The sequence below is a fragment of the Sabulicella flocculans genome, from assembly GCF_045449635.1.
Taxonomy (GTDB): Bacteria; Pseudomonadota; Alphaproteobacteria; order Acetobacterales; family Acetobacteraceae; genus Roseococcus.
Window position 1 is genome coordinate 87,660 of record NZ_JBJJBR010000013.1, and the last position, 14,265, is coordinate 101,924.

Genomic DNA, 14,265 nt, shown 5'->3' on the forward strand with positions numbered 1-14,265 from the left:
GCTTATGGTCCGGGCGCATGGCGCCGGGGCCTGGACACGGGTTCCGCGCGCGCAGATGGCGGCCAGGGTGGCCGCCGAACGACGCGGGGATGATGGCGTGATCGGTCGGATCGGACGTGTTCTGGGGCTGGGGGCGGTGGCCGTCCTGCTCGCGATGGGCGGGGCGCTGGCTTCGGAAACGAACCTCGGCGCGCCGGTGCCCTGGGGCATGGGGCTGCAGGCCTCGGGCGGGCCGATCAAGGACGCGATTCACGCCTTCAACACCATGGTGTTCTGGATCATCGTCGCCATCACCATCTTCGTGGCGGCCCTGCTGGCCTACTGCGTCTGGCGCTTCAACGAGAAGGCCAACCCGGTGCCGAGCCAGACCAGCCACAACACCCCGCTGGAGATCGCCTGGACGGTCATCCCCGTGCTGATCCTGCTGGTGATCGCCATCCCGTCCTTCCGGCTGATCTACTACCAGGACCGCGCGCGCGACGCCGACATCACCATCAACGTGGTGGGCCGGCAGTGGTACTGGAACTACGCCTTCCCCGACCATGGCGGCTTCAACTTCGACAGCCGTCCCATCGCGGACGAGGAGCTGCGCCCCGGCCAGCTGCGCAACCTGGAGGTGGACGAGCCGCTGGTGATCCCGGCCGGCGCCACCGTGCGCGTCATCACCCAGGGGGCGGACGTCATCCATTCCTTCTTCGTCCCCTCGCTGGGCGTGCAGAAGTACACCATCCCGGGCCGCACCATGGAGACGTGGCTGAAGGCGGACCGCCCGGGCGTGTATTACGGCCAGTGCAACCAGATCTGCGGGGTGAACCACTGGTTCATGCCCATCGTGGTGCGCGCCGTGCCCGCGGCGGAGTTCGAGCAGTGGGTGGCCGCGGCGCGCACCCGCTTCGCGTCGGCGCCCGCCGGAACGACCCTTGCGGCCCAGCCGGCCGACCCCATCACCATCGCTCAGGCGCAGCGCTGACCGCGCGGGCCTGAGAGAGCGAGAAGAGGCAGACCCCATGGCACATGCGGCAGACGCCCACGGCCACGACCACCACGACCACAAGCCCGGCTTCGTGGCGCGCTGGCTGTTCAGCACCAACCACAAGGACATCGGCACCCTCTACATCATCTTCTCGCTGGTGGCCGCGCTGGTCGGCATCGGCATCTCCTTCCTGATGCGCCTCGAGCTGCAGCAGCCGGGGATGCAGATCTTCGCCGACGGGCAGATGTGGAACGCCTACGTCTCGGCCCACGGGCTGATCATGGTGTTCTTCGTCATCATGCCCGCGCTGATCGGCGGCTTCGGCAACTGGTTCGTGCCGATCATGATCGGCGCGCCGGACATGGCCTTCCCGCGGCTGAACAACATCTCGTTCTGGCTGCTGGTGCCGGCCTTCATGCTGCTGGGCGCCTCCCTCTTCGTGGGCGGCGGCGCCGGCGCGGGCTGGACCATCTACCCGCCGCTGTCGGACGCCGAGTACCAGTCCGGCCCGGCCATGGACATGGCGCTGTTCGCGCTGCACCTGGCGGGCGCCTCCTCCATCCTGGGCGCGGCGAACTTCATCACCACCATCTTCAACATGCGCGCCCCGGGCATGACGCTGCACAAGATGCCGCTGTTCGTGTGGGCGATGCTGGTGACGGCCTTCCTGCTGCTGCTGGCGGTGCCGGTGCTGGGTGGCGCCATCACCATGCTGATCACCGACCGCAACTTCGGCACGGCCTTCTTCGACCCGGCCGGCGGTGGCGACCCGGTGCTGTTCCAGCACCTGTTCTGGTTCTTCGGCCACCCCGAAGTGTACATCATGATCCTGCCGGCCTTCGGCATCGTCTCTCACGTCATCTCTACCTTCTCCAAGAAGCCGGTGTTCGGCTACCTGGGCATGGCCTACGCCATGGTGGCGATCGGCGTGGTGGGCTTCGTGGTGTGGGCGCACCACATGTACACCTCCGGCATGGACGTGGACACGCGCGCCTACTTCATGGCCGCGACCATGGTCATCGCCGTGCCGACCGGGGTGAAGATCTTCTCCTGGATCGCCACCATGTGGGGCGGCTCCATGCGGTTCGACACGCCCATGCTGTTCGCGGTGGGCTTCATCTTCCTGTTCACCGTGGGCGGCGTGACCGGCGTGGTGCTGGCCAATGCCGGCATCACCCAGATCCTGCACAACACCTACTACGTGGTGGCGCATTTCCACTACGTGCTGTCGCTGGGCGCGGTGTTCGGCATCTACTGCGGCATCTACTACTGGATCGGCAAGATGAGCGGCCGCCAGTACCCGGAGCGCCTGGGCAAGATCCACTTCTGGCTGACCTTCGTCGGCGTGAACCTGACCTTCTTCCCCATGCACTTCCTGGGCAACCAGGGCATGCCGCGCCGCTACCCGGACTATCCGGACGCGCTGGCGGGCTGGAACCTGGTGGCCTCGGTCGGCTCCTACATCGCCGTCGCCTCGTTCCTGTTCTTCTTCTACGTGCTGTGGGCGACCTTCCGCCGCGGCGCGGTGGCGGCGGCCAACCCCTGGGGCGAGGGCGCGACGACGCTGGAGTGGCAGGTGAGCTCCCCGCCGCCCTTCCACACCTTCGACGAGCTGCCGCGCATCAAGTAAGGCCATGAGCGACAGCGCGATCCACGACGCGAAGGGGGCGCAAGCCCCCTTCACCCTTGCCGAGGGGGACCTCGCGGGCTCCGAGCCGCGCGACTGGATCGCGCTGCTCAAGCCGCGCGTGCTGTCGCTGGTGGTGTTCTCCGGCGTGATCGGGCTGCTGGTGGCGCCGGGCGCGCTGCACCCGGTGCTGGCGCTGTCCGCCATCCTGTGCATCACCCTGGCCGCCGGCGCGGCGGGGGCCATCAACATGTGGTACGACCGCGACATCGACGCGGTGATGCGCCGCACCCGCAAGCGCCCGGTGGTGACCGGGCGCATCTCCCCCGACGGGGCGTTGGCCTACGGGGTGGTGCTGGCGGTGGGCTCGGTGGCGCTGATGGGGCTGGCGACCAACTGGCTGGCCGCCGGGGTGCTGGCCTTCTCCATCTTCTTCTACGTGGTCATCTACACCATGTGGCTGAAGCGCCGGACGCCGCAGAACATCGTCATCGGCGGCGCGGCCGGCGCCTTCCCGCCGCTGATCGGCTGGGTGGCGGTGACCGGCTCCATCGAGGCGCTGCCGCTGGTGCTGTTCGCCATCATCTTCATGTGGACGCCGCCGCATTTCTGGGCGCTCAGCCTGTGGGCGCATGACGACTACAAGCGCGCGGGCGTGCCCATGCTGCCGGTGGTGGCCGGCGCGCGCGAGACCCGGCGGCAGGTGGTGCTCTACACCGTGCTGCTGGTGCCGCTGACGCTGGCGCCCTGGCTGATGGGCTTCTCCACCGCCGCCTACGGCGCCGCCGCCGCCCTGCTGGGCGCGGGCTTCCTGCGTCACGCCTGGGCCACCTGGCGGGACGCGCAGGACGCCCAGGGCGTGTCGCTGACGCAGGACGCCCCGGCCAAGGCGTGCTTCCGCTACTCCATCACCTACCTCTTCGCCCTGCTGGGCGCGCTGGCGCTGGACCGCCTGCTGCTGGCATGACCGAGGAGGAGAAGGCGCTGTTCGCCCGCCGCCGCCGGGCGCGGAACTGGGCCATCCTGGGCGCGCTGGCCGCCCTGGTGGTGCTGTTCTACCTCATCTCGGTCGCGCGGCTGCTGCGCGGTTGACGTTCCGGCCCCGCCGCCGCACCTGAAGCCCATGCCCCCGCGCCCCGAACCCGCCGCCCTTGCCCGGAAGAACCGCCGCCTGCTCGGCGCCTCCCTCGGCGTCGTGGCCGGCATGGTCGGGCTGGCCTACGCCTCCGTGCCGCTTTACGACCTGTTCTGCCGCGTCACCGGCTTCGGCGGCACGCCGATGATCGGCCAGGCCGCCCCCGGCACCCCGGGGGAGGTGGTGGTGACGGTGCGCTTCAACGCCGCCACCCAGCCCAACCTGCCCTGGCGCTTCGCCGCCCAGCAGCCCTCCATGCGGCTGCGGGTCGGCGAGGAGGCGCTGGCCTTCTACGTGGCGCAGAACACCGCGGCGGGCGCGGTGACCGGCATCTCCACCTACAACGTCACGCCCGACGTGGTGGGCAGGTACTTCCACAAGGTCGCCTGCTTCTGCTTCGAGGAGCAGACGCTGGAGCCGGGGCAGTCGGTGGACATGCCCATCTCCTTCTGGGTGGACCCGCGCATCGCGCAGGACCCGCAGACGCGCGACATCCGCACCATCACGGTCAACTACACCTTCTTCCGCTCGCTGAACGACGCCGAGCGCTCGGGCGCGCTGGCCAATGCCGGCCCGCATGTGGGCCGCGCCACGCGCTAGAGCACGATCCGCTTTGATGGAATCATCAAAGCGGTGAATCGTCCTCTCAGCAAAGGCTAGATCATGATCCGCGTTTGCGGATCATGATCTAGCAGCCTTAGCTGCCGGCGGCCGGGTGCAGGCAGTCCCAGCCGGGCGAATGCCGCAGCGGCTCCGGCGCCGCGCGTGACGCGCCGGCCAGGCCCCAGCCGGCAGCGATGTGCCAGGTGGAATGGCAGCCGCAATCCAGCAGGAAGGGGCCGGGCACGCCCCCGGCGCCGATGGGGACGCCGTGGTCCAGGCCTTCCAGCGTCCAGCTTTCCACCGCCGGGCGGCCGGCCTCGTCGTGCCAGGTCAGGCGGTGGGCGCCGTCCACCCGCACGGCGCCGCGCGGCGCCCAGGTGATGCCGTGCAGCCCCAGCCACTGCGCCAGCAGGGCCTGGGCATTGGCCGGGTTCACCACCCCATCCGCCAGCCCCTGCCAGACCTGCACGCGCGGCCAGGGGCCCTCGTGGGCGGCGGCGGCGCGCACCGGCGCTGCCCAGCCGCCCGCCGGCTCCGGCGCGCCGTCGCGCATGGCCGCCAGCGCCTGCTCGGCGTCGCTGGCGGCGCCGAAGGGCAGGCCGGCCACCACGGCCCCGCCCGCGAAGACGCCGGGCGCCGTGGCCAACAGCCGGGCGGCCATGGCCCCGCCGGCCGAGAGCCCCGCCACGAACACCTGCCGCAGCCCGTGCGCGGCCTGCAGCTGCCGCACCATGGCCAGGATGCTGGCGGCCTCGGCGGCGGCGCGGGCCGGGTCAAACCAGTTGAAGCAGCGCCAGGGATTGTTGGGGCCGTTCTGGTCGGGCAGCAGCAGCGCGAAGCCTTGCTGGCGCGCCAGCGCCTCCCATCCCGTGCCGCGGGCGAAGCCGCGGGCGTCCTGCCGGCAGCCATGCAGCACCACGGCCAGGGCGCGCGCGCCGGGCGGCACCAGCGCCCAGCCATCCAGCGCGCCGGGGTTGGGCGAGAGGCCGGTCATCCGCTCCAGCGGCGAATCGGCGGGCGGGCGCGGACGGCTGCGGACCAGCGCGTCCAGCGGAAAGGAAAGCTTGGGCACGGCGGGCTCCCGGTGCGATGTTGCACCGCAGCATGAACCCCCGGCGGGCCGGATGGTTACGGCGGGGGCTCAGACCCGCCGGTTGGCGTTGAACAGCGCCACGCCCTGGGCGTCGCAGCGGTGCTTGATGCGCCGGTTCAGCTCCCGCGCCACCGCCCAGCGGCGGGCGGGCGGCGTCATCACGCGGGCGCGCAGGATCACCCCGCCCTCGCCGATGCGGTCCACGCCCATCACCTCCAGCGGCGCCAGCAGCTGCGGGCCCCAGGCCTCGTCCTCGCGCAGCTCCTCGCCCACGGCGCGCAGCACGCCCACCGCGTCGTCCGTGTCGGCCGCGTAGTCCAGCGCCAGGTCCACCATGGCGTAGCCGAAGTCGCGCGTCTGGTTGGTGACGGTGGTCACCGCGCTGAACGGCACGATGTGGACCGAGCCATCCACCGCCCGCAGCCGGATGGAGCGGATGGACAGCTGCTCCACCGTGCCGGACAGCCCGCCGACGGTCACGGTGTCGCCCACCGCCACCGCGTCCTCGAACAGCAGGAAGATGCCGGTGATGACGTCGCGCACCAGCGTCTGCGAGCCGAAGCCGACCGCCAGCCCCACCACGCCGGCGCCGGCCAGCAGCGGGGCGACGTTGATGCCGACCTCGTTCAGCAGGGTCAGCGCCACGATGACGAACAGCACCACCCCCAGCGCGGTGCGCAGCATCGGCAGCAGGGTGCGCACGCGGGCCGATTGCGCGGCGGCGCCGGAGGCCGGCAGCTTCGCCAGGTGGCGGCTGACGGCGGCGTTCACCGCCTCCCACACCGCCAGCGCCACCCCGGCGGTCAGGGCGATGGTCAGCCCTGCCGCCAGCGCCCGCCCGCCCAGCCGGCCGGGGCGGAACCAGTCCAGCGCGCCCAGCCCCCAGGCCTCCAGCAGCAGGATCAGCGTCACCGCCAGGATCAGGAAGGACAGCGCGCCCTTGATGGCGGGCAGGTAGGCGTTGGCCCGCGCCTCCAGCCCCGGGTACTTGCGCGCCAGCTCGGGCGAGACCGTCATCAGCCGGGTCAGGCCGCGGCGCATCGCCTCGTCCAGCAGCTTGCCGCCGCCGGCCAGCAGCACCGTGAGCAGGGAGGCGGTGATCAGGCGCTCGAAGCCGCGGTCGATCTCCAGCGCCCAGACGGTCCAGGCGGCCAGCAGCCACAGGATGACCACGACGTGCCACGCCTCGGCCAGGCGGTCGCGGGTGGCGCGCAGCAGGCGGCGGGCGCCGTCGGGCTCCTCGCCTTCCTTCAGGGGCGGGGCGGCCAGCAGGTTGGCCACGGCGGCCTTGTTCTGCAGCACCACCACCGCCGCCAGCACGGACAGCACCAGCAGCCCCAGGCGCCAGATCGCCTCGTGCGCGGCGAAGGGCAGGCCGAAGAACAGCGCCAGCTCGCTCAGCGCGTGGAAGGTCACGGTGGTCAGCGCCAGGCGGCGGATCCACAGGGTGGCGTAGGCCGCCGTCTCGTCGTCGCAGCGCAGCAGGCGCAGCTTGGTGGCGGAGGGCGCGAACACCACGCGCCCCACCGCCATCACCGCGCGTGCCGCCATGTAGGACAGCGCCACCGTCTCCATGATGATGCGGTTGGACGGCCAGGTGGCCAGAAAGCCCACCGTGCCGATGGAGGCGGCGCCGAAGGCCAGGATGGGCAGCATGTCCAGCAGCAGGTTCCCCAGGATCCAGGGCACGCGGCGCAGGCCGCGCAGCGGGCCGTCCACCGCGGCGGCGCGCCGCTCCAGCCAGCGGGTGGCGCGGCGCAGCAGCAGGCGGGCCAGGCGCTCGGCCAGCAGGCCGCCGCCCAGCACCAGCAGCAGCTTCCAGGACAGGGAAGCCACCTGCTGCTGCAGGCGCCCGTCCTCCCACAGCCGGGCCAGCCAGTCCCACACGCCGCGCAGGTCGGTGGCGGAGGACAGGGCGTCCAGCGATTCCCCCAGGAAGGCGCCCAGGCGTCCGGCGATGCCGGCGGCGATCTCCGCCGGGGCTTCCAGCACCGCGGCGGGGGCGGGCTCGGCCGGGGCGGCGGGGGCGCCCTGCTGCGCCGCCTCCAGCGCGCGCACCAGCTCGGCGCGGCGGGCGTCGTCGCGCAGCACCTCCAGCAGGGCCGCCACCTCGGGCGAGGCGGCCGGGGCCGGGGCCGGGGCTGGGGCGGCGGGGGCCTGCGCCGCCGCCGGGGCAGCGAGGAGCAGGAGGACGAGGGCCAGGGCACGCAGCATGGCGGGGGGTTTCGCGGCCCGGCGGGGCGGGGTCAAGGCGGGTGGACGGGTCGCCGCCCGCGGCGCAGCATGGGCGCACATGCACCCTGACGCGCGGCGACCTCCCTCCCCGACCCGGCCCCGGGCCAGCGGCCGGGGCTGCGCCGCCGGGGGCGCGGGGCGCAGCGCCCGGGGGAACCCCCTGGCCGGCCGCGCGGCGGGGCGCCGGGCATGAGCGTCTGGCTGGTGATGCTGGCGCTGATGGGCACGCACCTGGCCGGCATGGGCGCCTTCCTCACCGTGCCGGTGCTGGCGCCGGCCATCGCGGCGGAAACCGGGCTGCCGGCCGGGCTGGCGGGTCTGCACACCTCCCTGGTGTATGCGGGGGCGCTGGTGTCGGGGCCGCTGACGGCGGGGCTGCTGCGGCGGCATGGCGGGGTGCGGGTGTGCCAGGGGGCGCTGGTGGTGGTGGGGCTGGGCATCGCGGTGGCGGCGCTGGGGCACCCGCTGGCGCTGGTGCTGTCCGCCCTGCTGGCCGGGTTCGGGCACGGCCCCATCACGCCCGCGGGCTCGCACCTGCTGGCGCCGCGGGTGCCGCCGGGCCGGCGCTCCCTGATCTTCGGGCTGAAGCAGTGCGGGGTGCCGATGGGCGCGATGATGGTGGCGGCCCTGGCGCCGCTGCTGGCGCTGCTGTTCGGCTGGCGCGGCGGCGTGCTGGGGGTGGCGCTGTTCGCCCTGGCGCTGGCGCTGGCCCTGCAGCCGCTGCGCGCCGCGCTGGACGCCGACCGCCAGCCGGCGGCGCCGCCGATGCGCCCCCTGGCCGAGGCGGTGGACGCGCTGCGCATCCTGGGTTGCGACCGGCGCATCCGGGCGCTGACCGTGGCCTCGGCCTGCTACGGGGTCGGGCAGTTCTGCTTCTCCTCCTTCTTCGTGGTGTGGCAGGTGCAGGTGCTGGGGCGCGGCCTGCACGAGGCCGGGCTGGCCCTGGCGCTGGCCCAGGCCGGCGGGGTGGCCGGGCGCGTGCTGTGGGCCGTGGTGGCCGACCGGGCGGGGGCGCGGCCGGTGCTGCTGGCGCTGGGCGCCGTCATCGCCGCCGCCGCCCTGGGGCTGGCGGTGGCCGGCCCGCACTGGAGCGAGGCGGCGGTGCTGGCGCTGGCGGTGGCCATGGGCGCCTCCGCCGTGGCCTGGAACGGCGTGCTGCTGGGCGAGGTGGCGCGGCTGGCCCCGGAGGGCCGGGTGGGGGCGGCGACGGCGGCGCTGGGCTTCGCCTTCGCCGCCACCTTGGTGGTGGCGCCCTCGGGCTTCTCGGCGCTGGTGCTGGCCACCGGGGGCTACGGGGCGGGCTTCGCGCTGTGCGGCGCGGCGGCGGTGGCCGGCGCGCTGGCGCTGGCGCGGATGCGTCCCTAAATTCACCTGATGACCACCTTCCTCACCATCCTCGTCGCCGTGGCCATGCTGGCGACGCTGGGCGTGCTGTTCGCCGGGCTGCTGGGCATGGCGCGCGGCGGCTCGCCCGAGACCTCGCAGAAGCTGATGCGCTACCGCGTGGTGCTGCAGGGCGTGGCGCTGCTGCTGTTCGGCGCGCTGATGCTGCTGCTGAAGTAGGCGGCCGCGATGGACGGCCCCGCCTTCACGCGCCGGGTGCCCGCGGGCGAGGACCGCGAGCGGCAGGTCTGCGATGCCTGCGGCTTCGTGGCCTACGAGAACCCCAAGGTCGTCGTCGGCTCGGTCGTGGGGGACGGGGAAGGGCGGGTGCTGCTGTGCCGCCGCGCCATCGAGCCGCGCCGCGGCTTCTGGACCCTGCCGGCCGGCTACCTGGAACTGGGCGAGACGGCGGAGGAGGGGGCGCGGCGCGAGGCCTGGGAGGAGGCGCGGGCCCGGCTGCAACTCCAGGGGCTGCTGGCGGTCTATTCCATCGCGCGCATCGGCCAGGTGCAGCTGATCTTCCGCGCCGGCCTGGCGGAGCCCGGCGTGGCGCCCGGCCCGGAAAGCCTGGAGACGCGCTTCTTCGCCTGGGAGGAGATACCGTGGGACGAGCTGGCCTTTCCTTCCGTCCGCTGGGCGCTGGGCGCCTGGAAGGACGCCGCGCCGGGCGTGGCGGGCAACCCCCCGGCCGATCCGCGGGGCACGGGGGGGCTGTGAGCCTGCTGCTGCCCCTGCTGGCGCTCGGGGCGTGGCTGGCGCCGCTGCCGGCCAGCGCCCAGCCGCGGGACGTGCCGGCCGCGGCCGCCCCCCAGGCGGCGCCCGCCCCGGCGCCCCGGCGCGAGGCGCCGCCGCGCCCCCGCCCGCGCGACCCGCGCGACCGCGCCTGGATGGATGGCGGCGTGCCCGGCACCGGCGGCTTCGCCGGCTTCGGCGCCACGGCGACGGCGCCGCCGCGGCCCGAGCTGGCGCCCCGCCCCAACCTGGACATCGAGGGGCCGCGCACCGCCGCCGCCCCCCGCCCGGGCGAGCCCGCCATCTCGCCCACGTTGATCAACCCGCGCCTGCCCGGGCGCAACGCCACCCAGGACACCGGCGCCACCCAGCGCGAGAACCGCTTCCTGCAAAGCCCCGCCCCGGGGCTGCGGGTGACGACGCCACTGGCGTGGTGAGGGCGCGCGCCCGCCAGGGCACCATCCGCGTTTGCGGATCATGATCTAGCCGAAGGCGCGCAGCAGCGCGTCGCGGAACGGCTTGGGGCGCAGCTCGGCGTCGTAGGGGTGGCCGCGGGTGGCGGCGCCGTCCGGCCGCGCCACCGCGGGCATGGAGACCAGCCAGGAATCGCGGTCGGTCAGGCCCCAGGTGATGACCGTGCGCACCCCGCCCTCGATGGCCGCGCGCACCACCTGCTCCAGGTAGGCGGCCATCAGCGCGTCGCGCTCGGCGATGCCGGGGGCGAGCAGGTCGGGCTCGCGCACGTCCAGCTCGGTCAGCGAGACGGACAGGCCGAGCGACCGCAGCTCCCGCAGGAAGGCGATGAAGGGCTCGGGGCGGAAGGGCTCGCGCATCTGCAGGTGGGCCTGCAGGCCGATGGCGTCCAGCGGCGCCCCGCGGTCCAGCAGGGCGCGCACCAGGCGCAGCAGCCGGGCGCGCTTCTCCGCCGCCCAGGGGGTGTCGGCCTCCATGCCGTAGTCGTTCAGGGTCAGGCGCAGGGTGCGGTCGGCCTGCCGCGCGGTGCGCAGCGCCAGCTCCACGTAGCCCGGGCCCAGGGCGCGCAGCCAGGGGGTGTCGCGCAGGTCGCCGGGGGTGGGCGAGGGGTTGTCGCTGCCTGGGGGGTTGGCGATCATCTCGTTCACCACGTCCCACTCGCGCATCACCGGGGCGGTGGCGCCCAGCAGGGCGCGGAAGTGGTCCTCCATCACCCGCCGGGCGCGGGCCGGGCCTTCGGCCAGGGCGGCGAGCAGCCAGTCCGGGTTGCCCTCGTGCCAGACCAGGCAATGGCCGCGCAGGCGCTGCCCGGCGCCGGCGGCGAAGCTGGCAAGCTCCTGCAAGGGGGCGAGGTTCCACTCGCCCTCGCGCGGCTGCACCGGGCCCCACTTGGCCTCGTATTCTGGCACCAGCACCTCGGCCTCCGCCGCCACCAGGGCGCGCAGCGCGGCGTCCTGGCGCAGCAGGGCGGCCTGGGCGGCGGTGCCGAAAACCAGCCCGCGGGCGCGGGCGGCGGCGCGCAGGCTGGGCCCGTGGGGCTGCGCCGGCGGGCGGCCGGGCGTGCAGCCGGCGGCCATCAGCCCCAGCGCCGCGCGCCGCCCCCACGTGCTTCCCGCCATCCCTGCATCTCCCGGTTGCAACGCCAGGATGGCACAACCGGGCGCGTGCCGTCAGCCCACCGGGTTGCGCAACCGGCCGATGCCCTCGACCTCGATCTCCACCACGTCGCCGGCCTTCAGCACCTGGGGCGGCTGCATGGCGTAGCCCACGCCCTCGGGGGTGCCGGTCATCACCACGTCCCCCGGCAGCAGGGTGAAGCCCTGCGACAGGTGATGGAGGATGGCCGGCACGTCGAAGATCATCTTGGAGGTGCGGGAGGATTGCCGCTGCTCGCCATTCACCCACAGCCTAATGGCGAGGTCGGTGGCGTCCAGCTCGTCCGCCGGCACGATCCAGGGGCCCAGCGGGCAGGAACGGTCGAGCGACTTGCCCTTGAACCATTGCCCGTAGCGGCGCTGGAGGTCGCGGCCCGTCACGTCGTTGGCGATGGTCCAGCCGAACACGTGCCGCAGCGCCTCCCCCGGCGCGATGCCGCTGCCGGCGGTGCCGATCACCAGGGCCAGCTCGGCCTCGTAGTCCAGCCACTTGGTCACGCCGGTGGCGCCGTGGTCGGGGATGGCGTCGCCGTCGGCGATCACGCATTCCGGCGCCTTGGTGAAGAACTGCGGGAACTTGGGCAGCTCGGAATCCTGGATGCCGCGGGTGCGGTCGCCCTCCGCCACGTGGTCCATGTAGTTGCGGCCGACGCAGAACACGTTGCGGCGCGGGCGCGGGAGGGGCGCCAGCAGGCGGGCCTGGGCGCGCGCGACGGTGGCGCCCGGGGCCGCCAGGGCGGCGCGGATGCGGGCCAGCCCGTCGGCGCCGGCCTCCACCACCGCCTGCATGTCGGCGAAGCCCAGGCCGGAGAGGTCGAGGATGGCGTCCTCGCCCAGCAGGGCGCCCGGGGCGGTGCGGCCGGCGGATTCAAAGGTGACGAGGCGTGTGGGCAAGGCGCGGTTCCCCCTGGTGTGGCGCCGCCAGGGGACGCCGCGGCGGCGGGTTTGGCAAGGCTCCGTCAAGGAAGCGCCGGGAAGATGCCGGGCGTGCCGCCGCGCGCCGCGCCGGCCTGGATGACCGCCGCCCATGCGCCGACGCCTGCTCCTGTCCGCCCCGCTGCTGGGGGCCATGGCCGCCCCGCCGCTTCCCGCGGCCTGGGCCGCCTTCCGCGCGCGCTTCGTGCAGCCCGATGGCCGGGTGGTGGACACCGGCAACGGCAACATCTCCCACAGCGAGGGGCAGGGCTGGGCCATGCTGGCCGCCGCGCGCGCGGAGGACCGCGCCGCCTTCGACGCGCTGTGGGGCTGGACGCGCCGGGCGCTGCGCCGGCCGCACGACGCGCTGTCCGCCTGGCGGTTCCGCCCCGGCCGCGGCGTGGAGGACATGAACAACGCCACCGATGGGGACCTGTTCATCGCCTGGGCGCTGCTGGACGGCGCGGCCCGCTGGGCCGAGCCCGAACTCGCCCGCCAGGGCGAGGCGGTGGCGCAGGACGTGCTGCGCCTGCTGGTGCGCCCGGCCGGGGAGTTCCGGGTGCTGCTGCCCGGCGCCCACGGATTCGAGCAGGCGGCGCACACGGTGGTCAACCCCTCCTACTACGCCTTCCCGGCGCTGCGTGCCCTGGCGCGCGCGGTGCCCGACCCCGCCTGGCTGCGGGTGGCGGCCGACGGCGTGGCCCTGCTGCGCGAGGCGCGCTTCGGCCGCTGGGGCCTGCCGCCGGACTGGCTGGCCCTGCCGCGCGGCGGCCGCCCCGCCCCGGCGATGGGCTGGCCGGCGCGATTCTCCTACGACGCGGTGCGGGTGCCGCTTTACCTGGGCTGGGCCGGCATGGGGGGCGAGCCGGCGGTGACGGGCGCAGCGCGCTTCTGGGCCGACCCGCGGCACCGCCACCTGCCGGCCTGGGCCGACCTGGCGACGGACGCCATCTCGCCCTATCCGGCGATGGCGGGAATTGCGCAGGTCGCGGAATTCGCGTCCAGGTTGCAGAGAAGTGAATTCATGCATCCTTCAATGCGGGAGAGCGGGCTTCACTACTATTCCTCGGCGTTATCCTTGCTGGTTCGCATGGCGCAGGACGACCTATTGAGTGTCTGACGTGCCACTGGCATCGGGTTTTTTCCGCATCGCGATTTTCTTCTGCAACCAGATGCGCCATGGTGCCGGCGGAGAGGCGGGGCGTGGATGACTCAGGAGCATGATGTTGCGCGCGTGGCAGCAGCGCTGAACACGCCTGGGCTGCGCTACCGGTCGTTCCGGAACGAACCCGTGCGCGTGAAGCCGATTTCCGAGGCGGAGGAGCTTCCCGCCCCGCTGCCGGACGAAGCCGAGCCGCTGCTGCTGGAACTGCCCGAAGCGCTGCCCGAACTGCCACCCGAACGGCCAGAGGCGCCGCCCGCCCTGCCATTGGCCGCCGCACCGGACGCCTCGCCCGCGCGGGAGCAGGCCATGCCGGAGGCGATGCCCGCGCCGCCGGTCCTGCGGGCTGCGCCGGAAGCGGTGCCCGCGCCGCCGGTCCTGCGGGTCCCCCCGGAGGCGGCGCTCGTGTCCTGGAGTGCGCCGGAAGCGATCCCTGCGCCGCCACCCGCCTTGCGCCCTTCCCCGGACGCGGCGCCCGCGCAGGAGCCGGCCGCCCAACGGGCCGCGCCGCCACCGGCCCCGGAGCCGCCGCCCGCCGCCCTCAACCTGGCCGCCTTGCTGCGGGCGAGCGAGGCTGCGCTGGGCCTGGCCGCCCCGCCGCCGCCGGCCGCCACGCCGGCACCCGTGCCCGCCGCGCCGGGGATGGCCTGCGCCACCGAGAGCCCCACCGCGCCCAGCGCGTAGAAGGAGGACAGCACGACGGCGATGGCGGCGTCCGGCCGCAGCCGCCCGGAGGCGGTGAGCCGCCGCAACGCCCACAGCCCGGCGGCGGCCGACAG

General features: G+C 74.2%; 15 protein-coding genes. 11 read left to right on the forward strand and 4 right to left on the reverse strand.

Annotation, left to right across the window (positions count from 1 at the left end; all coding sequences use genetic code 11):
* Nucleotides 1-136: 136 nt before the first annotated feature.
* From coxB to ACI6QG_RS13145, 5 genes are read left to right on the forward strand one after another with little or no spacing between them, the layout of a single operon-like run.
* Nucleotides 137-970, forward strand: a complete 834-nt coding sequence (gene coxB, locus ACI6QG_RS13125; RefSeq protein ID WP_407025020.1) for a cytochrome c oxidase subunit II — start codon at nucleotides 137-139, stop codon at nucleotides 968-970.
* Between the two features lie 37 nt (nucleotides 971-1,007).
* On the forward strand, nucleotides 1,008-2,603 hold the full coding sequence (gene ctaD / locus ACI6QG_RS13130; protein ID WP_407025021.1) for a cytochrome c oxidase subunit I: 1,596 nt from the start codon (nucleotides 1,008-1,010) through the stop codon (nucleotides 2,601-2,603).
* Between the two features lie 4 nt (nucleotides 2,604-2,607).
* The gene (locus ACI6QG_RS13135) at nucleotides 2,608-3,567 is read left to right on the forward strand and encodes a heme o synthase (RefSeq protein ID WP_407025022.1); all 960 of its coding nucleotides are present in this window, start codon (nucleotides 2,608-2,610) and stop codon (nucleotides 3,565-3,567) included.
* Entirely contained in the window at nucleotides 3,564-3,692 is a 129-nt protein-coding gene (locus ACI6QG_RS13140) for a cytochrome c oxidase system small membrane protein (RefSeq protein ID WP_407025023.1), read from the forward strand. The genes ACI6QG_RS13135 and ACI6QG_RS13140 overlap by 4 nt, the downstream gene beginning before the upstream one ends.
* Before the next feature lie 31 nt (nucleotides 3,693-3,723).
* A complete protein-coding gene (locus ACI6QG_RS13145) occupies nucleotides 3,724-4,335 on the forward strand; it encodes a cytochrome c oxidase assembly protein (RefSeq protein ID WP_407025024.1) in 612 nt (203 codons plus the stop codon).
* Nucleotides 4,336-4,432: 97 nt separating this feature from the next.
* Here ACI6QG_RS13145 and ACI6QG_RS13150 read toward each other — a convergent pair whose 3' ends face one another.
* Both ACI6QG_RS13150 and ACI6QG_RS13155 read right to left on the reverse strand, forming a co-directional pair.
* A complete protein-coding gene (locus tag ACI6QG_RS13150) occupies nucleotides 4,433-5,410 on the reverse strand; it encodes an extracellular catalytic domain type 1 short-chain-length polyhydroxyalkanoate depolymerase (RefSeq protein ID WP_407025025.1) in 978 nt (325 codons plus the stop codon).
* 69 nt (nucleotides 5,411-5,479) lie between these two features.
* On the reverse strand, nucleotides 5,480-7,645 hold the full coding sequence (locus ACI6QG_RS13155) for a mechanosensitive ion channel domain-containing protein (RefSeq protein ID WP_407025026.1): 2,166 nt from the start codon (nucleotides 7,643-7,645) through the stop codon (nucleotides 5,480-5,482).
* Nucleotides 7,646-7,855: 210 nt separating this feature from the next.
* Between ACI6QG_RS13155 and ACI6QG_RS13160 the strand changes: the two genes are divergently transcribed.
* Genes ACI6QG_RS13160 through ACI6QG_RS13175 form a run of 4 tightly spaced genes read left to right on the forward strand, consistent with a single transcriptional unit; the run spans nucleotide 7,856 to nucleotide 10,218 of the window.
* Entirely contained in the window at nucleotides 7,856-9,031 is a 1,176-nt protein-coding gene (locus tag ACI6QG_RS13160; RefSeq protein ID WP_407025027.1) for an MFS transporter, read from the forward strand.
* Nucleotides 9,032-9,040: 9 nt separating this feature from the next.
* Complete coding sequence (locus ACI6QG_RS13165) at nucleotides 9,041-9,229, forward strand: twin transmembrane helix small protein (RefSeq protein ID WP_407025028.1); 189 nt, start codon at nucleotides 9,041-9,043, stop codon at nucleotides 9,227-9,229.
* Nucleotides 9,230-9,238: 9 nt separating this feature from the next.
* Entirely contained in the window at nucleotides 9,239-9,766 is a 528-nt protein-coding gene (locus tag ACI6QG_RS13170; protein ID WP_407025029.1) for an NUDIX hydrolase, read from the forward strand.
* Nucleotides 9,763-10,218, forward strand: a complete 456-nt coding sequence (locus tag ACI6QG_RS13175; protein ID WP_407025030.1) for a hypothetical protein — start codon at nucleotides 9,763-9,765, stop codon at nucleotides 10,216-10,218. Before ACI6QG_RS13170 ends, ACI6QG_RS13175 begins: the two co-directional genes overlap by 4 nt.
* Before the next feature lie 45 nt (nucleotides 10,219-10,263).
* On the opposite strand, the gene ACI6QG_RS13180 is transcribed toward ACI6QG_RS13175, so the two are convergent.
* Entirely contained in the window at nucleotides 10,264-11,373 is a 1,110-nt protein-coding gene (locus tag ACI6QG_RS13180; protein WP_407025031.1) for an endo-1,4-beta-xylanase, read from the reverse strand.
* A 51-nt stretch (nucleotides 11,374-11,424) separates the two neighbouring features.
* Entirely contained in the window at nucleotides 11,425-12,303 is an 879-nt protein-coding gene (locus tag ACI6QG_RS13185) for a fumarylacetoacetate hydrolase family protein (protein WP_407025032.1), read from the reverse strand.
* Between the two features lie 133 nt (nucleotides 12,304-12,436).
* On the opposite strand from ACI6QG_RS13185, the gene ACI6QG_RS13190 reads away from it, so the two are divergent.
* Nucleotides 12,437-13,444, forward strand: coding sequence for a family 8 glycosyl hydrolase (locus ACI6QG_RS13190; RefSeq protein ID WP_407025033.1), 1,008 nt, complete (start codon nucleotides 12,437-12,439; stop codon nucleotides 13,442-13,444).
* Between the two features lie 87 nt (nucleotides 13,445-13,531).
* Nucleotides 13,532-14,170, forward strand: a complete 639-nt coding sequence (locus tag ACI6QG_RS13195) for a hypothetical protein (protein WP_407025034.1) — start codon at nucleotides 13,532-13,534, stop codon at nucleotides 14,168-14,170.
* Nucleotides 14,171-14,265: the final 95 nt, after the last annotated feature.